17 protein-coding genes are annotated in these 19936 nt (G+C 68.7%); 7 read left to right on the forward strand and 10 right to left on the reverse strand.

What is annotated here, in order from left to right; all coding sequences use genetic code 11:
* Positions 1-49: 49 nt before the first annotated feature.
* A complete protein-coding gene (locus ACFXJL_RS29705; protein WP_384641827.1) occupies positions 50-1243 on the reverse strand; it encodes an RtcB family protein in 1194 nt (397 codons plus the stop codon).
* 172 nt (positions 1244-1415) lie between these two features.
* Here ACFXJL_RS29705 and ACFXJL_RS29710 point away from each other — a divergent pair, with 172 nt between their 5' ends.
* From ACFXJL_RS29710 to ACFXJL_RS29720, 3 genes are all read left to right on the forward strand, one after another.
* Positions 1416-2312: a DUF3558 domain-containing protein gene (locus tag ACFXJL_RS29710; protein ID WP_384697403.1), complete on the forward strand. Its 897-nt coding sequence runs from the start codon at positions 1416-1418 to the stop codon at positions 2310-2312.
* Between the two features lie 172 nt (positions 2313-2484).
* Positions 2485-3234: a DUF3558 domain-containing protein gene (locus tag ACFXJL_RS29715; protein WP_384697406.1), complete on the forward strand. Its 750-nt coding sequence runs from the start codon at positions 2485-2487 to the stop codon at positions 3232-3234.
* Positions 3235-3352: 118 nt separating this feature from the next.
* A complete protein-coding gene (locus tag ACFXJL_RS29720) occupies positions 3353-4930 on the forward strand; it encodes a DUF2637 domain-containing protein (protein ID WP_384697409.1) in 1578 nt (525 codons plus the stop codon).
* A 314-nt stretch (positions 4931-5244) separates the two neighbouring features.
* Here ACFXJL_RS29720 and ACFXJL_RS29725 read toward each other — a convergent pair whose 3' ends face one another.
* The gene (locus ACFXJL_RS29725; protein WP_384697411.1) at positions 5245-5451 is read right to left on the reverse strand and encodes a hypothetical protein; all 207 of its coding nucleotides are present in this window, start codon (positions 5449-5451) and stop codon (positions 5245-5247) included.
* Between the two features lie 225 nt (positions 5452-5676).
* Complete coding sequence (lysS, locus tag ACFXJL_RS29730; RefSeq protein WP_384641818.1) at positions 5677-7407, reverse strand: lysine--tRNA ligase; 1731 nt, start codon at positions 7405-7407, stop codon at positions 5677-5679.
* 203 nt (positions 7408-7610) lie between these two features.
* Between lysS and argS the strand changes: the two genes are divergently transcribed.
* Positions 7611-9380, forward strand: a complete 1770-nt coding sequence (argS, locus tag ACFXJL_RS29735) for an arginine--tRNA ligase (RefSeq protein ID WP_384697414.1) — start codon at positions 7611-7613, stop codon at positions 9378-9380.
* 260 nt (positions 9381-9640) lie between these two features.
* A complete protein-coding gene (locus tag ACFXJL_RS29740) occupies positions 9641-10024 on the forward strand; it encodes an antibiotic biosynthesis monooxygenase (protein ID WP_384641814.1) in 384 nt (127 codons plus the stop codon).
* 51 nt (positions 10025-10075) lie between these two features.
* Here the strand turns inward: ACFXJL_RS29740 and ACFXJL_RS29745 are convergent, their stop codons facing one another.
* Positions 10076-10345, reverse strand: coding sequence for a DUF1876 domain-containing protein (locus ACFXJL_RS29745; protein ID WP_358880222.1), 270 nt, complete (start codon positions 10343-10345; stop codon positions 10076-10078).
* A 180-nt stretch (positions 10346-10525) separates the two neighbouring features.
* Between ACFXJL_RS29745 and ACFXJL_RS29750 the strand changes: the two genes are divergently transcribed.
* Together ACFXJL_RS29750 and ACFXJL_RS29755 are read left to right on the forward strand one after the other, a co-directional pair.
* The gene (locus ACFXJL_RS29750) at positions 10526-11428 is read left to right on the forward strand and encodes an NAD(P)-dependent oxidoreductase (RefSeq protein ID WP_384697417.1); all 903 of its coding nucleotides are present in this window, start codon (positions 10526-10528) and stop codon (positions 11426-11428) included.
* Between the two features lie 279 nt (positions 11429-11707).
* On the forward strand, positions 11708-12637 hold the full coding sequence (locus tag ACFXJL_RS29755) for a glycoside hydrolase family 19 protein (protein ID WP_329027700.1): 930 nt from the start codon (positions 11708-11710) through the stop codon (positions 12635-12637).
* Between the two features lie 128 nt (positions 12638-12765).
* On the opposite strand, the gene hemB is transcribed toward ACFXJL_RS29755, so the two are convergent.
* From hemB to ACFXJL_RS29785, 6 genes are all read right to left on the reverse strand, one after another.
* Positions 12766-13767: a porphobilinogen synthase gene (hemB, locus tag ACFXJL_RS29760; protein WP_384697420.1), complete on the reverse strand. Its 1002-nt coding sequence runs from the start codon at positions 13765-13767 to the stop codon at positions 12766-12768.
* Positions 13768-13772: 5 nt separating this feature from the next.
* Positions 13773-14315: a DinB family protein gene (locus tag ACFXJL_RS29765; protein WP_384697422.1), complete on the reverse strand. Its 543-nt coding sequence runs from the start codon at positions 14313-14315 to the stop codon at positions 13773-13775.
* A 132-nt stretch (positions 14316-14447) separates the two neighbouring features.
* A complete protein-coding gene (locus ACFXJL_RS29770) occupies positions 14448-16106 on the reverse strand; it encodes a bifunctional uroporphyrinogen-III C-methyltransferase/uroporphyrinogen-III synthase (protein ID WP_358880226.1) in 1659 nt (552 codons plus the stop codon).
* A complete protein-coding gene (gene hemC, locus ACFXJL_RS29775; protein ID WP_358880227.1) occupies positions 16103-17062 on the reverse strand; it encodes a hydroxymethylbilane synthase in 960 nt (319 codons plus the stop codon). Before hemC ends, ACFXJL_RS29770 begins: the two co-directional genes overlap by 4 nt.
* Entirely contained in the window at positions 17059-18840 is a 1782-nt protein-coding gene (locus ACFXJL_RS29780; protein WP_384697427.1) for a glutamyl-tRNA reductase, read from the reverse strand. Before ACFXJL_RS29780 ends, hemC begins: the two co-directional genes overlap by 4 nt.
* Positions 18837-19568, reverse strand: a complete 732-nt coding sequence (locus ACFXJL_RS29785) for a redox-sensing transcriptional repressor Rex (RefSeq protein ID WP_358880229.1) — start codon at positions 19566-19568, stop codon at positions 18837-18839. Before ACFXJL_RS29785 ends, ACFXJL_RS29780 begins: the two co-directional genes overlap by 4 nt.
* Positions 19569-19936: the final 368 nt, after the last annotated feature.

A 19936-nucleotide genomic window follows, 5' to 3' on the forward strand; every position in this document is an offset into this window, starting at 1 on the left:
TGGTTGAGCACCGGACGCACCAGGCGGGGTGCTCGATCAGCGCGGCGCCTCACCCCTTGACGCAGATGACCTGCTTGAGCTTCGCCACGACCTGCACCAGGTCGCGCTGCTGGTCGATGACCTTCTCGATCGACTTGTACGCCCCCGGGATCTCGTCCACCACGCCGGCGTCCTTGCGGCACTCGACGCCCTGGGTCTGCTGCTCCAGATCCCGGGTGGTGAACCGCTTCCGCGCGGCGTTGCGGCTCATCTTGCGACCGGCGCCGTGTGAGGCCGAGTTGAACGACTTCTCGTTCCCGAGGCCCTTGACGATGTAGGAGCCGGTGCCCATCGAACCGGGGATGATGCCGTAGTCGCCACTGCCTGCACGGATCGCGCCCTTCCGGGTGACCAGCAGGTCCATCCCGTCGTACCGCTCCTCCGACACATAGTTGTGGTGGCAGGAGATGACCTCGTCGAAGGTGACGCGCGCCTTGCGGAACTCACGGCGGACGACCTCCTGGAAGATCCCCATCATGATGGCGCGATTGTGCTTCGCGTACTCCTGCGCCCAGAAGAGGTCGTTCCGGTACGCGTCCATCTGCGGGGTCTCCGCGATGAAGACCGCGAGGTCACGGTCGACCAACCCCTGGTTGTGCGGCAGCTTCTGCGCCTCGCCGATGTGGTGCTCGGCGAGCGCGTTGCCGATGTTGCGGGAGCCGGAGTGCAGCATCAGCCAGACAGCGCCGGTCTCGTCCAGGCAGAACTCCACGAAGTGGTTGCCGCCCCCGAGCGTGCCCAACTGCTTGGCCGCCCGCTCACGGCGGAACTTGACCGGGTCGGCCACGGAGTCGAAGCGACTCCAGAAGTCGTCCCACCCCTGCGCATTGAAGCCGAACACCCGATCGACATCGACGGGCTCGGTGTGCAGAGCGCGTCCCACCGGGATCGACTGTTCGATCCTGGAACGCAGTCGGGAGAGGTCATCGGGCAGGTCATCGGCGGTGAGGGAGGTCTTCACGGCCGACATTCCACAGCCGATGTCGACACCGACCGCGGCGGGGCAGACCGCACCCTTCATGGCGATGACGGAGCCGACCGTGGCGCCCTTGCCGTAGTGGACGTCCGGCATCACGGCCAGGCCCTTGATCCACGGCAGCGTCGCCACGTTCCGCAACTGCTGCATCGCGACGTCTTCGATGGTGGCGGGATCGGTCCAGATGCGGATGGGAACCTTCGCACCCGGCATTTCTACATAAGACATGTCTCCCCAAACCCCCCGAAATACCTTCAAAGTCATTGAAACGCAAAACCGGTGCCAATGCCCGCGAAAACCCCAGCGAATCGACATCCACGGCAGCGTGTGCGATAGACATTGTGTCCATCGGCCGCCGTCACGCGGCAACAGCTTTTCCGCTCGAAGGGAGCCTGGGACCGTGCAACGAAAGGCGTACGCACCCCGCCCGGAGGCAAGGGCGTACGTATCGCGCCGCAGGACGCAGGCGTCCCGGTCGGGGCGGGCGGCGGCGCTCCAAGCCGCTCTCCTCGCCGTACTCGCGGTGGGCTGCACCTCCGACAACGGAGCCTCCGGTTCCGCCACCGACGCCAAGGCGGGCAGCGGGACCAAGGCGGTCGCCCAGCCCGGCAAGTACCGCACCCTCTTCGAACCGTGCGGCTCGGTGGGCGGATCCGCGCTGAAAGACCTTCTGCCCGGCGCCGCCGAACTGCCCGACGAGCGACAGCGGGAGGTCCTCCGCGGCACCGCCGGCAGCACCTTCGACACCGATCGACGGGTCAGCTGCGCCTGGAAGTCCGATGACTCCGATGCCTCGCACAGCCTGAGCCTCGACTTCGAACGCGTCGTGTCCTACGACCCGGCCGTCAGCGACGAGGACCGGGCACAGGAGCTCTTCGCCAAGAAGCAACTGGCGGCTGCCGTCCCCGGTGCCCCACCCGCACCCTCAGCGTCTTCGCCGTCATCGGGCTCATCGGCCTCACCACTGTCATCTGTGTCATCGGCGGCCACCGCGGCCTCCACACCCGGGACGAACCCGTCGTCCAGCGATCCCACCTCCCAGGCCACGGTCCTGGGCTCGCGCGTCCTCGACGGACTCGGTGACGCCGCGTACCTCGACGACGACCTCGCCTCGCCCGGCGCCGGATCGACCGCACAGCGGCGCACCGTGAGCGTGGTGTTCCGCACATCGAACGTCATCGCGACGGTGGTGTACACGGAACAGTCGGGCCAGCTGACGGTCACCCCTGACAGCGCCGCACTCCAGGAAAAGGCCCAGCGTCTGGCCAAGAACCTGGTCAAGAAGTTCAACGACTGACCGCCGCGGCGACGAACGGAACGAGGAGCCCGCTCGTCCACAGGCACTGTCCGTGTTGTCCACAGGCTCACCGCCGATGCGCACGATCCGCGTACGGTGGCATCGCCGGCCGGATCGCTTCGGCCGGCCCGGCGGACAACCGAAGACCGTACGACCCACGACTGAAGGAACCATGCACCGAACAGCCCCGCGACTCGCCCGCATACTCGCCTGCGCAGCCGTCCCGGTGATGCTCGTCGCCTCCGGCTGCTCGTCGGACCCGGACAGCAAGCCCAAGGCCGAGAAGTCCTCGACGACGGAGAAGACCGGCAGCTCGGGCGGTGCGACCCTGGCCACCCCGGAGGCCGAGAAGAAGCCCGTGATCGCCCCGGTGAAGTTCGCCAAGCTGCCGGACGCCTGCAAGTCGATCCCGTCGAAGACCGTGAAGGAACTGGTGCCGTCCGCCAAGTCCCCTGCGGGCACGGCCGGTCGGTCGACCGACCTCCTGATCCGCGCCAGTTGCTCCTGGAACGGCCTCGAAGACAAGGGCGTCAAGGGTTCCCAGTACCGCTGGCTCGACGTGTCCTTCCTGCGGTACGAGTCGGATGCGGCCCTCGCCACCAGCGGCAAGCAGCGCGCCCAGGAGTCGTACACCAAGGAGATAGCCAAGACCCGCACCACCGCGGGCGCAAAAGCCATGAAGTCCGCGCCCGCCACGGGAGTCGGCGAAGAGGCCACCACCCTGACCTATCAAATCCGCAAGACCGGCGTGGACTTCTCGTACGTCACGATCGTGACGCGTACGGACAACATCCTCATCACGCTCACGTACAACGGCACCGGCTATGCGGGCGCGAAGCCGCCGGCAGTGGCCGATCTGCTCAAGGATGCCGTTCCCGCGGCGAAGGAGACTGTTACTGCCGTATCGGCCGCCAACAAGTAGCCTGCCCCTGGCCGGAAAGGAACATGCGTTCCTGTGCGCGCGTTCCTCACCCATGCGCCCAAGAACCTGTTCCTTTCCCGCACATGCGCACGCGTGACGAACAGGGGAGGGGGTCGCGGTGGCCGCAATGCAGCTGACACGTACACACCGCATACTCATCGGGGTCGTGGTCGCGGGCGCCGTGATCATCGCCGCGATCGGTTTCGCCGGCTCGTATGCGGCGGTGCGGGATCTGGCGGAGCGCAAGGGGTTCGGCGATTTCGCGCTCGTCTTCCCGATAGGCATCGACGCGGGCATCTGTGTGCTTCTCGCGCTCGACCTGCTGCTCACCTGGATGCGGATTCCCTTTCCGCTCCTACGGCAGACCGCGTGGCTGCTCACGGTGGCCACGATCGCGTTCAACGGCGCGGCCTCCTGGCCGGACCCGCTGGGCGTCGGCATGCACTCCGTGATTCCGATCCTCTTCGTCGTCACCGTCGAAGCCGCACGGCACGCGGTCGGCAGGATCGCGGACATCACCGCCGACAAGCATATGGAGGGTGTCCGGATCACCCGCTGGCTGCTGTCGCCCATCCCCACCTTCAAGCTCTGGCGGCGGATGAAGCTCTGGGAGCTCCGCAGCTATGAGCAGGTGATCAAGCTGGAGCAGGACCGGCTGATCTACCAGGCGAGGCTCCAGGCCCGCTTCGGGCGGTCCTGGCGGCGCAAGGCACCGGTGGAGTCTCTGATGCCGTTGCGACTGGCGAAGTACGGTGTGCCGCTCGCTGAGACGGCGGCAGCGGGCCTGGCCGCGGCCGGCATCGATCCGGTGCTGCTGCCCCCGGCTCCCAAGGCACAGGCCACACTGGAGGCTCCGCCTGCGGCACCCGCCCAGCCCGAGTTGCCGAGGGCACAGGACACCGTCGACGGGCAGCATCCTCAGCAGCAGTACGAGGAGGTCCCGCCGCAGCACGTCGGGCCTGGCGCCCACGACAGTCCGTGGTTCAACGCCATGCAGATGCCTCAGGACGCCTCGGAGCAGGCATTCAATCCGACGTACGTCGAGGGGCTTGAGCCCACGCCGGTGCGGGTCCCTTCGGGCCCCGGCCGTACGCGCCCGCTCGGGGGCATTCCGGGCCAGCGCTCCGAAGGCATGGCGCCCTACCCGGCTCAAGCGCACCCTCAAGCACAGGCCCATCCGCAGGCGCAGGTCCAGCCCCAAGGCCACCCCCAGCCCCAAGAGGCATCGGACTACGCCGCGCAGCCGCACCCGCAGATGTATGCCCAGCCGCAGCAGGCCCAGTTCCAGGACCCCCAGGGCCCGTTCCTCCCGTCACCCGCCGCCCAGCAGCAGAACGGCCACCAGGGCGAGCAGCCCGCCCACCACTCCATTCCGCAGCCCGGGCAGCCGATGGAGTCGATCGCCGTGGAACAGGAACAGGAGCAGGTCCAGGTGCGGGAGGCCGACAGCGAGCCGGCAGAGCTTCCGAACGCCCGGCAACTCGCGGAGGACCAGGAGTTCTACGAGGCGGCCTATCCGGTCTTCGCCTCGCTCTCGCGCGATCTGGGCAAGTACCCGAGCGCCGAGCAACTCGACATACAGCTGTCGGACGCCCACGGCATCCATCACCCCCGGGGTGCCGCCCTGTTGCGGCAGGCCATGCCGGAGTTCCGGCAGCGCATGGACGCCGAGTTGGCCGCCGATCACATCGCCTGAGGCGCGCGACCAGTGTCGGTATGACGATGCATCACACCATGTGCGGCGGATTGCCGTCCCGCGACCGGCGGTCGAGCCGCCAGCTCGCAGCGGCCGACCCACCAACGCGCCGGCTGAGCTGACCCACCGACTGAGCTACCCCTCCCGGCGACGGACGGACCGTCACCAGGAGGGGTCTCGTTTCGGCTGCGCAGCGCACCCGGTCGCCGTGGCGTCGCGCTCCGGGCGCGTCACCGTGACATCGCACTCCGAGTGAAAGGGCCGTCGACGAATCCGTACGGTCTCCCGACCCGGTCCGCTGCTCGGCCTCCGTGTCACCCCTTCTCCTTCTTGCGTGCCGTCTCCCCCATGAACGCGATGGCCGCGCCCACCAGGAAGAGCGCGAGGTACCCGCCGACGGGGATGTCCCACCAGAGATGGACGAAGCCCCACGGGTTCTCGCCGAATATCTGGCCCGCCGCTCCGAGTACGCCCTGGATGGCGGCGATCCAGCCGATGGTGAGGAGGATTTCGTTCTTCATGTCTCCACGGTCCTCCGCGCCCGCTCCCGTTGCGTCATGCGCACGGGGGAATGGACGGTAGCCCGAAGGATGCAGTGGACATGGGCTGCAGTGGACATGGGGGGCAAGAACGCTCGCACCGAGTCCCGGCCGCGCACCGCACGGGCCACTGGGACGGGAAAGGGCCGGGTGCTCCTCCCGAAGGACGAGCACCCGGCCCCGACTGTCACCCGCTATGGGCGGAGATCAGGCTCCCAGCAGGGTCCGGACTCGGTCCGCACCCACCGCAAGCAGCAGCGTGGGCAGGCGCGGGCCCGTCTCCCGGGTCACCAGCAGCCGGTACAGCAGGGCGAAGAAGGAGCGCTGCGCCGCCTTCAGCTCCGGTGTCGGCTTGGCATCCGGCTCCAGGCCGGCCATCACCTTCGGCACCCCGTAGACGAGGGTGGTCAGACCGTCCAGGGACCAGTGTGAGTCGAGGCCCTCCAGCAGCAGCCTCAGCGACTCGCGACCGTCGTCGTCGAGCGACTTCAGCAGCTCGGTGTCCGGCTCCGAGCGCACGATGGTGCGCGCGTCGGCCGGAACCTGGCTGGTGATCCAGTTCTCGGCGCGATCCAGCCGGGGCCGCGCCTCGTCCAGCGAGGTCAGCGGGTCGTCCGGGTCGAGCTCACGCAGGATGCGCACGGTCTGCTCGTCGTGGCCGGCGGTGATGTCCACGACGGAGGCCAGCGTCCGGTACGGCAGGGGCCTCGGCGTGGCCGGCAGCGGGCCGGCAGCGGTGCCCACCGCACGGGTGTAAGCGGCCACGTCGGCGGGCAGCGCGGACCCGTCGGCCACCTTCGTGCCGAGCTTGTCCCACTCGTCGTACAGCCGCTGGATCTCCTGGTCGAAGGCGATCTTGAACGACTGGTTGGGCCGCCTGCGTGCGTACAGCCAGCGCAACAGCGGTGCTTCCATGATCTTCAGCGCATCTGCCGGGGTGGGCACCCCACCGCGCGACGACGACATCTTCGCCATGCCGGAGATTCCGACGAAGGCGTACATCGGTCCGATCGGCTGCTGACCACCGAAGATGCTGTCGACGATCTCGCCGCCGACCTGGAAGGACGAGCCGGGCGACGAGTGGTCGACCCCGCTCGGCTCGAAGATGACCCCCTCGTAGGCCCAGCGCATCGGCCAGTCGACCTTCCACACCAGCTTTCCGCGGTTGAACTCGCTCAGCCGGACGGTCTCCGAGAAGCCGCACGCCGTACACGTGTACACCAGCTCGGTGCTCTCGTCGTCGTACGCGGTGACGGTGGTCAGGTCCTTGTCGCAGTTGCCGCAGTAGGGCTTGTACGGGAAGTAGCCGGCCGAGGTGTTGCCGTCGTCCTCACCCGCCGCGCCGGAGCCCTCCGCGGCCTCCAGCTCGGCCTCGTCGAGCGGCTTCTGCGACTTCTTGACCGGGGCCTTCTTCGTCCGGTACTGGGCCAGGATCGCGTCGATGTCGCCGCGGTGCTTCATGGCGTGCAGAACCTGCTCGCGGTAGGCGCCCGCGGTGTACTGCTCGGTCTGGCTGATGCCGTCGTAGACGACGCCCAGCTCGGCCAGGGAGGCGATCAGCACGGCCTTGAAGTGCTCGGCCCAGTTCTGGTGCGGGGAGCCCTGCGGGGCCGGTACGGACGTCAGCGGGCGTCCGATGTGGTCGGCCCAGCCCTCGTCGACGCCCTCGACGCCCGCGGGGACCTTGCGGAAGCGGTCGTAGTCGTCCCACGAGATCAGATGACGGACCTCGTGGCCCCGCCGCCTGATCTCGTCGGCGACCAGGTGCGGGGTCATGACCTCACGGAGATTTCCCAGGTGAATGGGGCCGGAGGGGGAGATGCCGGAGGCGACGACGACAGGTTTCCCAGGCGCACGCCGTTCCGATTCCGCAATGACATCGTCCGCGAAACGGGAGACCCAGTCGGTCTCGGTGCTGCTCTGAGCCACGGTCGGCACGTCCTTCTTTCTCGAAACCCCTCGATTACTCGGCGCACACCATTGTCCCAGACGGAAGGACCGGCTCCGAGGCAGTCCGGCGTGCCTGCCGATCATCGGCCACCGACCCCCGGCAGGGCCACCCGAAATGGGGGGAGGACGCCGTCGTGCCCATGGGACACTTGACAGTCGGTAATGCCCCACTCTCCCAGGAACGGAAGCTCATGGCCTCGGTCCCCTCCCTCGCTTCGACCGTGCAGCAGCGCCTCGCGGACGCCCTCTCGGCAGCCCTGCCGGAGGCCGGTCCCGCCGACCCGCTGCTGCGACGCAGCGACCGGGCCGACTTCCAGGCCAACGGCATCCTGGCCCTCGCCAAGAAGCTCAAGGGCAATCCGCGGGAGCTGGCCACCCAGGTCGTCGAAGCGCTCCCCGCAGGGGACCTCTTCCGGGACGTCGAGGTCTCCGGCCCCGGCTTCTTGAACATCACGGTCACCGACCGGGCGATCGTCGAGACGTTGGCCGCCCGGGCGGCCGACGACCGGCTCGGAGTGCCGTACGACGAGCAGGCGGGCACCACCGTCATCGACTACGCCCAACCGAACGTGGCCAAGGAGATGCACGTCGGCCATCTGCGCTCCGCCGTGATCGGCGCGGCCATGGTGGAGATCCTGGAGTTCACCGGCGAGAAGGTGATCCGGCGCCATCACATCGGCGACTGGGGCACCCAGTTCGGCATGTTGATCCAGTATCTGGTCGAGCACCCGCACGAGTTGGACCACGAGCAGGGCGAGGAGGTCTCCGGCGAGGAGGCCATGTCGTCGCTCGGCCGGCTCTACAAGGCTTCGCGTGCCCTCTTCGACGCCGACGAGGAGTTCAAGGCCAGGGCACGGGACCGGGTGGTCGCCCTCCAGGCCGGGGACGCCCAGACCCTGGCGCTGTGGCAGCGGTTCGTCGACGAGTCGAAGATCTACTTCTACTCGGTCTTCGGCAAGCTGGACATGGAGATCCACGACCCGGACGTCGTCGGCGAGTCCGGTTACAACGACATGCTCGACGACACCTGCCGCTTCCTTGAGCAGTCGGGCGTCGCGGTCCGCTCGGAGGGCGCCCTCTGCGTCTTCTTCGACGACGTCCTCGGCCCCGACGGCAAGCCGACCCCGCTCATCGTGCAGAAGTCGAACGGCGGCTACGGCTATGCCGCCACCGACCTCTCCGCGATCCGGGACCGGGTGCAGAACCTCTCCGCGGACACCCTGCTGTACGTGGTGGACGCCCGGCAGGCCCTGCACTTCAAGATGGTCTTCGAGACGGCCCGCAGGGCGGGCTGGCTCAATGACAGGGTGAAGGCCGTCCAACTGGCCTTCGGCACGGTCCTGGGCAAGGACGGCAAGCCGTTCAAGACCCGGGAGGGCGAGACGGTCCGGCTGGTGGACCTCCTCGACGAGGCCGTGGACCACGCGACCGAGGTCGTACGGGAGAAGGACACCCGCGGCGAGCTCACCGAGGCGGAGATCGCCGAGCGCGGTGTGCAGGTGGGCATCGGTGCGATCAAGTACGCCGACCTGTCCACGTCGGCGACCCGGGACTACCGGTTCGACCTGGACCAGATGGTGTCGCTGAACGGCGACACCTCCGTGTACCTCCAGTACGCGTACGCCCGGATCCAGTCGATCAAGCGGCGGGCGGGGGCGACCGCCCCGGTGGCCCACCCCGAGCTGGAACTCGCCCCGGCCGAGCGGGCGTTGGCGCTCCACGTGGACCGGTTCGGGGAGACGATCGCCGAGGTGGCGTCCGCGTACGAGCCGCACAAGCTCGCCGCGTACCTGTACCAGTTGGCCTCGCACCTGACGAAGTTCTACGACCAGTGCCAGGTGCTCAGCGACGCCAATCCGCCCGAGGTCGTCGAGAACCGGCTGTTCCTGATCGATCTGACCGCTCGGACGCTGCACCAGGGCATGGCGCTGCTGGGCATCCGTACGCCCGAGCGGCTGTAGCGGCCCGCTCCATCCATCACCGAGGCCGCGGTCCCCCCACGGGGGCCGCGGCCTCGTGCATACCCGTGATCCGTTGAGCCGTTGATCAGTTGATCCGTGCCCCTTGCCACCCGTTGCTGCCCGTTGCCGTCCGTTATCGCGGTCCGAAGCCAACGGATCTGAGCCGCTCACCCAAGCCCCTTGACCTCAAGTTCTCTTGAGGTTCCACACTCTTCCTCAGGGAGACCCACCAACACCACACCCACCTCAGGAGAACCGGCATGACCACTGACCGCGGCTTCTACTCGATCATCGACTACACCGTCGACGGCCATGAGACACAGACCGCCCTGGTGGACGCCTTCGCAGCGATCATCGAGAAGTGGGTGAGCCCCTACCCCGGCTACCGTTCCGCCCGCTTCCACATCAGCACCGACGGCACCCGCGTCTACAACATCGTCGCCTGGGAGAGCGAGTCCAGCTACCGCGACTTCGTGGAGACATCCGACACCGAGGGCCGGATGGCCGCCATCGGTGCGGCCCTCAAAGGGCTCGCCGGCAGGGCCGAGCCCCGGATGACCGGAGCCCCCACCTACCGAGTCGTACGCGAGGTGGGCCCGCGACCCACCCCATCCCGGGCGAGCGACACACCGCCCGGGGGCTGACCGCCACCCGCGGATACGGGTGCACGGCGCGTCCCGATCACCCGGCGGGCGTCACTTGAGCATGTGGGACGTACGCCCCGATGCCTCGTCGATCTCGGTGTGGGCCTTCTGGAGCAGCTGTGAGGCGAGCTCCATCAGCGCCCGCGCCCCGGCGATCTCCTCGCCCACCCGCAATTGCTCCGGGTCCGACGGGTGACGCTGGGCGAGCCCGTGCGAACGGAACTCGGTCCCGTCCGCGAGTCTCACCATGGCCGCGGCCCGGGTCCGATCGTGCTCCTCCTGGAACTCCAGCTCGATGTGCCATCCGACGAGTGTCTGCATGGTGGATCACCTCCGCAGGTACCTCTCCAGGGTGCGCCCCTTGGCCCGAGATCACCACTGCCCGGTCGGCCGACCCACACCTTTCGGTGCGTACCCACCAGAAAGTCGGTACTTGTCGCAGGGCACGGGTGCCACGAGGATCGAGAGCGCCCCCAACCCCTTCCCAGCAGGAGTTTTCCCGTGCCCTCCGCGACCTCGTCCCCTACCTCCGAAGCCCCCGCCCCGAGTGCGTCCGTGTCCGTGCTCGGTCTCGGCATGATGGGCACCGCGCTGGCAGCGGCCTTCCTCCGGGCCGGCCACCGGGTCACCGTCTGGAACCGGACGGCGGCGAAGTCCGGACCCCTCGTCGCCCAGGGAGCACTGCCCGCCGACTCCCCCGCCGCGGCGATCGCCGCGAGCGACCTGATCGTCCTGTGCCTGCTCACGAACGACCAGGTCCAGGAGGTCCTGGACGGCGTCGGTGCGGGGATCGAGGGCCGCACGATCGTCAATCTGACCAACGGCACCCCCGCCAGCGCCCGTGAACTGTCCGCGCAGGTCGAACAGCGCGGTGCGACCTTCCTCGACGGGGGCATCATGGCGGTGCCGCAGATGATCTCCGGCCCGCACGCCTATGTCTTCTACAGCGGTGACGAGCGGACCTTCGCGACCCACCGTCCGACCCTCGCCGCACTCGGGGACACCCGGTACGTGGGCACCGATCCGGGCCTGGCCGCGCTCTATGACATCGCGCTGCTCACCGGGATGTACGGCATGATCGTCGGCGTGATGCAGGCGTTCGCGCTCGCCCGGACGGAGAACATCCCCGCAGGCGAACTCTCCGAACTCCTGGTGCCCTGGATCGGCGCCATGCTCGCGTCCATCCCGGAGGAGGCAGAGGCGATCGACGCGGATCGCCATCTCACCGACGTCTCCAGCCTCACGGTCAATCACGCCGCAATTCCCAACTTCCTGTCGGCCTTCCGTGACCAGGGGGTGCATCCGATGTTCCTGGAGCCGCTCCAGGAGGTGCTGGACCAGGGGCTCAAGGCAGGTCATGGGGCCGATGGGCTCTCCCGGTTGGCCACGCTCTTCGTCCGATAGCTCCGAAGAACTGCACTGCGCTCTCCCCCGCCCGTCGAACGACCCGCGGATGTGCTCGACCTCGCACTTTGCCGCAACTCGGCGTGTGGTCAGCATGGTTGTGCCACGCTGAAGCCGCCGAGAGACCGCGAACTCACATTGGTCTATACCTTGACTGGGCTAGACCGAAGCGCTTGAGTGAGTGGTACAACCCCCCACCACGGCCCTGTCCGGAGCCCCCACCTCCCTTTCCGGGCAAGGCCGTTCCTCGCGCAAAGGAGAGAGCGCGTGCGAAAAGGCATGAAGGCATGGCTCGTTGCCATCGTCGCCGCCAGCGGACTGGCCGCGGCAAGTTTGCTCCCCACAGCAACTGCCGCCCCCGCCGCCGACGCCAAGTGCACCAACGCCCCCAACTGGACCTTCGGGACCAACTACCGGACGGGCGACGTCGTCAAGTACAGCGACGGCAAGCACTATGTGGCCGAACACGACAACCCGGGCTGGAACCCCACGGTCAGCACCTGGTACTGGGACCCGTACACCTGTGTCGGTGGCGAGCCCAACCCCAACCCGAGTCCGAGCACCAGTCCGAGCCAGAATCCCAACCCCACAGGATTCGTGGTCACCGAGACGCAGTTCAACCAGATGTTCCCGAACCGGAAGCCCTTCTACACGTACGCGGGGCTCACCGAAGCCCTGACCGCGTACCCGGGATTCGCGAACACCGGTAGCGACACGATCAAGAAGCAGGAGGCCGCGGCCTTCCTCGCCAACATCAACCACGAGACCGGCGGTCTGGTCCACGTGGTGGAGCAGAACACCGCGAACTACCCGCACTACTGCGACCGGAACCAGCCCTACGGCTGCCCCGCCGGCCAGGCCGCGTACTACGGGCGCGGACCGATCCAGCTGAGCTGGAACTTCAACTACAAGGCAGCCGGCGACGCGCTCGGCATCGACCTGCTCAACAACCCCTGGAAGGTCGAGCAGGATCCGGCCGTGGCCTGGAAGACCGGCCTGTGGTACTGGAACACCCAGAAGGGCCCGGGCACGATGACCGGCCATGACGCCATGGTCAACCAGGCGGGCTTCGGTCAGACCATCCGGTCGATCAACGGCACCCTGGAGTGCAACGGCGGAAACCCGGCCCAGGTTCAGAGCCGGGTGACCAAGTACACCCAGTTCGCCCAGATCCTCGGAGTTCCCACCGGCAGCAATCTGACCTGCTGAGCACCACCCACCAGACTGCGGGCCGGGATGCCTTCCCCGGCCCGCATTGGTGTTCTCGGGGCACGTTCTCGGAGCACGTTCTCGGAGCATGGCGGGCATGCCCGCCATGCTCCCGGGGAGCGGTTCGCTCAGCGCTGTGCGCGCAGCAGACCCGCGGCCTCCGTCGCCCAGTAGGTGAGGATCATCTGCGCACCGGCACGACGGATGCCGGTCAGGGTCTCCAGGAGCGCCTTCTCACGGTCGATCCAGCCCCGCTCCGCGGCGGCCTCGACCATCGCGTACTCACCACTGATCTGATAGGCGGCGACCGGTACGTCCACCGCGTCCGCGATCTTCGCCAGGACGTCGAGATAGGGGCCGGCGGGCTTCACCATGACCATGTCCGCGCCCTCTTCGAGGTCGAGCGCCAACTCGCGCAGCGACTCCCGCACATTGGCCGGGTCCTGCTGGTACGTCCTGCGGTCGCCGGTCAGCGACGATCCGACCGCCTCACGGAACGGCCCGTAGAAGGCGGAGGAGTACTTGACCGTGTACGCGAGGATCGACACGTCCTCCTTGCCGATGGTGTCCAGTGCGTCACGGACCACCCCGATCTGGCCGTCCATCATCCCGCTCGGCCCGACCACATGGACCCCGGCATCGGCCTGCACCTGGGCCATCTCGGCGTAGCGCTCCAGCGTGGCGTCGTTGTCGACGCGCCCCTCTGCGTCCAGCACCCCGCAGTGGCCGTGATCCGTGTACTCGTCCAGACAGAGGTCCGACATGATCACCAACTCATCGCCGACCTCGGCACGCACATCCCGGATGGCGAGCTGGAGGATGCCGTCCGGGTCGGTGCCCGCGGTGCCCAGCGCGTCCTTCTTCTCCTCGGTCGGCACCCCGAACAGCATGATCCCGGACACCCCGGCCGCACGGGCCTCCACGGCCGCCTTCCGAAGGCTGTCCCGGGTGTGCTGCACGACACCGGGCATGGCCGAGATCGGCACGGGCTCGCTGATGTCCTCCCGCACGAACGCGGGAAGGATCAGATCGGCGGGGTGCAGCCGGGTCTCGGCGACCATGCGGCGAAGGGTCGGAGTGGTCCGCAGCCGGCGCGGACGAGTTCCCGGAAACGATCCATACACACTCATGCCGTCTACGCTACGCCCCGCGCCGCAAGCGCCTGACGCAGGAGCAGCAGCTGACCGATCTCGGCGACGTTCTTGGTCAGCTCCACCGTGATCCATCCGGCCACATCGGCCAGGGGCAGCCCCTCGCCCCAGGCGAGACCTTCGGTGCGGGCGGTGGAGTCAAGATCGGCGTCGGTGAGCTCCAACAGCTCGGCCCGCCACTCGTCCTTCAGACCGGTCAGCCACCGGACGGTGCCCGCCGCGCTCCCCGGCCAGTGGATGTCCTCACGGGCCGGGGCTCCCGGACCGAAGCAGTGACGCAGGGTGGTCGTCCACCAGTAGCCGATGTGCCAGGAGACCCAGGCGATCGAGGTGGTGGGCACCGGATCGGGCTCCGGCACCTGCCAGTCGGGGACCCAGCGCCCCATGGAGTCCTCGCGTACCGTCCAGGCCCCGGGCGCCGGCTCCCACCGGCACGCGGCGTCGTCCAGGGCGGGGGCGTGATACTCGAAGAGGGCCCAGACGGTGTCGAGTTGGCGTACGAGCAGTTCGCTACGGGGTGTGGTCATCGACGAAGGGTTCCAGCCGCGTTCCCGGTCCGGCAACCGCATTTGCGCGGCGGATTCCGGCCCATGGAAAGCGTTCGGGCCCGGGCCCGGACCGGGGGGTCCAGGGCACGGGCCCGAACAGCTCGCTCACTCTCAGGTGGTGCGCCGGCGCCGACCGCCAGGTCTGCGCTCGGAGGGGCGCAACACGTGCTCCCCGGCCTCCACGGCCGCCGTACGACGCCGTGCGCCGAACTCCGCCAGAGCCTCCGCCAGCCGGTGCACGGAAGGCTCCGGGGAGAGCACGTCCACCCGCAGTCCGTGCTCCTCGGCCGTCTTCGCGGTGGCCGGGCCGATGCAGGCGATGACCGTCACATTGTGCGGCTTGCCCGCGATGCCCACCAGGTTGCGCACGGTGGACGACGAGGTGAAGAGCACCGCGTCGAACCCACCGCCCTTGATCGCCTCACGGGTGTCGGCGGGCGGCGGCGACGCACGGACCGTGCGGTACGCGGTGACGTCGTCGACCTCCCAACCCAGCTCGATCAACCCGGCGACCAGGGTCTCCGTCGCGATGTCCGCCCGCGGCAGGAACACCCGGTCGATCGGGTCGAAGACCGGGTCGTACGGCGGCCAGTCCTCCAGCAGACCCGCGGCCGACTGCTCGCCGCTCGGCACCAGATCGGGCTTCACCCCGAACTCGACCAGCGCACGCGCGGTCTGCTCGCCGACGGCGGCGACCTTGATACCGGCGAAGGCACGTGCGTCGAGCCCGTACTCCTCGAACTTCTCCCGGACCGCCTTGACCGCGTTCACCGAGGTGAAGGCGATCCACTCGTACCGTCCTGTCACCAGCCCCTTGACGGCCCGCTCCATCTGCTGCGGGGTCCGCGGGGGCTCCACGGCGATCGTCGGAACCTCGTGCGGGACCGCGCCGTAGGAGCGCAGTTGGTCGGAGAGTGACGCCGCCTGCTCCTTGGTCCGCGGCACCAACACCCGCCAACCGAACAGGGGCTTGGACTCGAACCAGGCGAGCTGATCGCGCTGCGCGGCCGAGCTGCGCTCACCGACCACGGCTATGACCGGCCGGTGCCCGTCGGGCGACGGCAGCACCTTGGCCTGCTTCAGGGTCTGGGCGATGGAGCCCAGCGTCGCGGTCCAGGTGCGCTGCCGGGTGGTCGTACCTGCGACCGTGACCGTGAGCGGTGTGTCGGGCTTGCGACCGGCGGACACCAGTTCGTTCGCGGCGACGGAGATCGCGTCCAGCGTGGTGGTGACCACGACGGTGCAGTCGCTGGCACCGACCTCGTTCCAACAGCGCTCGCTCGCGCTGCGGGCGTCCACGAACCGGACGTCCGCGCCTTGGGCGTCCCGCAGCGGCACACCCGCGTAGGCGGGCACCCCCACCGCGGTCGCGATGCCCGGCACGACCTCGAAGGTGATCCCCTCCGCGGCGCACGCCAGCATCTCCTGACCTGCATCCGCGTCGAGGCCGGGATCGCCGATCACGGCACGGACGACCCGCTTGCCGCCCCGCGCAGCCTCCATGACAAGATTGACCGCATCCCTGAGTACCGGGATTCTGGCGGCTGTTGACGCATCGTCAACGACCGTCAGCTCAGGCGTGCTGACGCTCGCCCGCGCATGGCCGCGTACGACTTCGAGCACATCGGGCTCGGCGATCAGTACGTCGGCTCCCGCGAGTGCCTCGACAGCACGCAAGGTCAACAGTCCGGGATCGCCGGGACCGGCGCCGAGGAAAGTGACGTGCCCGTGTGTCGAGTACGCCGAGGACGGGTTGGTGGTGGGGCTCAATGTGCTCGCTCCCCCATAAGACCAGCCGCACCCTTGGCGAGCATCTCGGACGCGAGTTCGCGACCGAGCGCGATGGCGTCGCCGTGCGACGTGGGTACGGAACCGGTGGTGGACAGCTGCACCAGCGTCGAGCCGTCGATCGTGCCGACGACGCCGCGCAGGCGCATTTCGGTGAGATCCTGTCCGTCGCCCAACAGGTCGGCCAGCGCACCCACAGGTGCGGAGCAGCCGGCCTCCAGGGCGGCGAGCAGGGAACGCTCAGCAGTCACTGCGGCCCGGGTAGCCGGGTCGTCAAGCTGCGAGAGCACGGCGGCGAGTTGCACGTTATCTGCGGTGCACTCGATCGCCAAGGCCCCCTGGCCGGGAGCCGGAAGCACGAAGTCGACCGACAGGAAGTCGGTCACCTCGTCCGTCATTCCGACGCGGTTGAGCCCGGCGGCGGCGAGTACCACCGCGTCCAGCTCCCCGCTTCGTACGTATCCGATCCGGGTGTCGATGTTGCCGCGGATCGGCACGGTCTGTATCTGGGTGTGGTGCGCACGGGCGTACGCGTTCAGCTGCGCCATCCGACGCGGCGAACCCGTTCCGACCCGGGCACCCGAGGGCAGCCGGTCGAAGGTCAGGCCGTCCCGCGCCACCAACACGTCCCGCGGGTCCTCGCGCAGCGGCACGGCCGCGAGCAGCAGGTCATCGGGCTGGGCGGTGGGAAGGTCCTTCAGCGAATGAACGGCGAAGTCCACCTCACCCCGCAACAGGGACTCCCGCAACGCGGCCACGAAGACTCCCGTGCCGCCGATCTGCGCGAGATGCTCACGGGACACGTCCCCGTACGTGGTGATCTCGACGAGCTCGACGGGACGCCCGGTCAACTGGCGCACCGCCCGAGCCACTTGCCCGGACTGGGCCATGGCAAGTTTGCTTCGCCTGGTCCCCAGCCTGAGTGCACTCTCGGTCATACTCGCCCTCGGTTCTTGACGTCTGCGTCATTCAAATCGGCCCGGCTGACGGAGGCGACCGTCTCCGGGTCGAGGTCGAAGAGTGTCCGCAGGGCGTCGGCGTACCCGGCGCCTCCCGGCTCGCTCGCAAGCTGCTTGACCCGCACGGTGGGCGCGTGAAGCAGCTTGTCGACGACACGGCGGACGGTCTGGTTGATCTCGGCGCGCTCCTTCTCGTCGAGCGCCGGGAGCCGGCCTTCGAGCCGGGCGATCTCACCGGCGACGACATCGGCGGCCATCGTGCGCAGTGCGACGACGGTCGGCGTGATGTGGGCGGCGCGCTGCGCGGCTCCGAACGCGGCGACCTCGTCGGACACGATGCGCCGCACCTGGTCCACGTCCGAGGCCATCGGCGCATCGGCGGACGACTCGGCGAGCGACTCGATGTCGACCAACCGCGCACCGGGAAGCCGGTGGATGGCGTGATCGATATCGCGGGGCATGGCGAGGTCGAGCAGTGCGAGGCGCACGGGACCGTTTCTCCGCGGGTCCGAGGCGGCGTCGCGCGGCCGTGCGGGCTGGGGGACGGTCCCCGCGGGGCTGGTGTTCTCGGCGTTCGCCGCCCAGACCCCGTGCTGGGTGAGCTGCCCGGGCGAGTGCTGGACGTCGAGCCCGACGGGACAGGCCCCGGTGTCGTCCCCGCAGTCATGGGTGGCGGTCGCACGGGCCTGGCCGATGCCCACCACGTCCGCGGCCCGGGCCCTGGTCTCGGTGTCGCCCGTCTCGGCGGCCGTGCCCCGGTCACCGTCGTCGACGGCGAAGTGCGCGGCCTGGTCCGGTACGCGACCGTCCCGGGCGGCCGTGGCCGCGAGTCGGGCCACCAAGCTGCCTTCGGGCGCCCGCAGATGGTCGGGGTGGCGGCGATCGGCGTCGAGTTCGGTGCCGGCGGATTCGTCGAGTCGATCGGACAGCGCGGCGGCGACAGCCTCGGCGGTCAGGACGAGACCCGTCGCACCGGTGCAGGACACCACCGCGTCGGCGCGGGTCAGTTCGACGGCGACCTCGCTCATCGCGACGGCGCGCACGATCATGTCGTCCGTCACCGCATCCGAGAGGATGGTTGCCAGCCGCTCGGCCCGATCCAACGTGCGGTTGGCGATGACCAGTTCAGCCACGCCCTGGCGGGCGAGGGTCGTCGCTGCGAGCGAGGACATCGAACCGGCACCGATCACCAGTACGCGCTTTCCCGCGGCCCAGCTCTCCACGTCGGAGCCCTCGGCCAACTGCTCCAGACCGAAGGTCACCAGCGACTGGCCGGCCCGGTCGATCCCGGTCTCGCTGTGGGCCCGCTTGCCGACCCGCAGGGACTGCTGGAAAAGGTCGTTGATCAGCCGGCCCGCGGAGTGCAACTCCTGGCCGCGGGCGAGTGCGTCCTTGATCTGGCCGAGGATCTGCCCCTCGCCGACGACCATGGAGTCGAGGCCGCAGGCGACCGAGAAGAGGTGGTGGACCGCCCGGTCCTCGTAGTGCACATAGAGATAGGGGGTCAGCTCTTCCAGCCCCACCCCGCTGTGCTGCGCGAGGAGCGTGGACAGTTCGGCGACGCCCGCGTGGAACTTCTCGACGTCCGCGTAGAGCTCGATGCGGTTACAGGTGGCGAGGACGGCAGCCTCGGCAGCCGGCTCGGCGGCCAGCGTGTCCTGGAGGAGCTTGCCCTGGGCGTCCGCGGAGAGCGAGGCCCGCTCCAGCACGCTCACGGGCGCGCTGCGATGGCTCAGTCCGATGACCAGAAGGCTCATGCCGGCATCACGGCGGGCACTTCCCCGTCGGGTCCCTTCCGGCTCGCTGCCTCGGCGTCGGCTTCCTCGCCGGCCTTGCGCTGCTCGTGGAAGGCGAGGATCTGGAGCTCGATCGACAGGTCGACCTTGCGCACGTCCACGCCCTCGGGCACGGAGAGCACCGTTGGGGCAAAGTTCAAGATGGAGGTCACTCCGGCGGCGACGAGTCGCTCGCACACCTGCTGGGCCGCGCCCGCGGGCGTGGCGATGACGCCGATCGACACACCGTTGTCGCTGATGATCCGCTCCAGCTCATCGGCGTGCTGTACGGGCATGCCGGCGACCGGCTTGCCGGCCATGGCGGGATCGGCGTCGATCAGCGCAGCGACGCGGAACCCACGGGAGGCGAACCCGCCGTAGTTGGCGAGGGCGGCGCCGAGGTTTCCGATGCCGACGATCACCACGGGCCAGTCCTGGGTCAGACCCAGTTCCCGGGAGATCTGGTAGACGAGGTACTCCACGTCGTAGCCGACGCCTCGCGTCCCGTACGAACCGAGGTACGAGAAGTCCTTCCGCAGCTTCGCGGAATTGACCCCTGCCGCTGCCGCCAGCTCTTCGGAGGAGACCGTGGGCACGGACCGCTCGGACAGAGCGGTCAGCGCCCGCAGATACAGCGGGAGCCGGGCGACGGTGGCCTCGGGGATTCCTCGGCTACGGGTCGCCGGTCGGTGATTTCGGCCAGTTGCCACGGTGCTCCTGCGGGATGAGCGGGGCTCTAGGCGGCCGTGTGTCCCAAGACCGCCCCGTCGAATGCAGGCTATGTCTTTGTGAACGCGTGCACAAAGATGGTGTCCGTTTTGTCCGAGCAAAGTGATCGGGGTCACGCGCTCAGATCGCGTAAACCCGGAACCACGAGCCACGTCGGCCCGTTCAAGGCGCGAAGGGGGCAAAACAGCACACACTCCTCAGGTATTCGCCCCCGAGACCGCTTACTCTGCCCTGTCGCCCTGGATTCCCGAAAGAGTCATGACAACGGCAGCGCGCAGCGCGGGCTTCCCTATGGCAATCGTTCGACGCCTCGACGATGACGCCGACGCCTCAGCGCCCACACCGATCT

It is taken from the genome of Streptomyces sp. NPDC059256, assembly GCF_042753785.1.
Classification (GTDB): domain Bacteria; phylum Actinomycetota; class Actinomycetes; order Streptomycetales; family Streptomycetaceae; genus Streptomyces.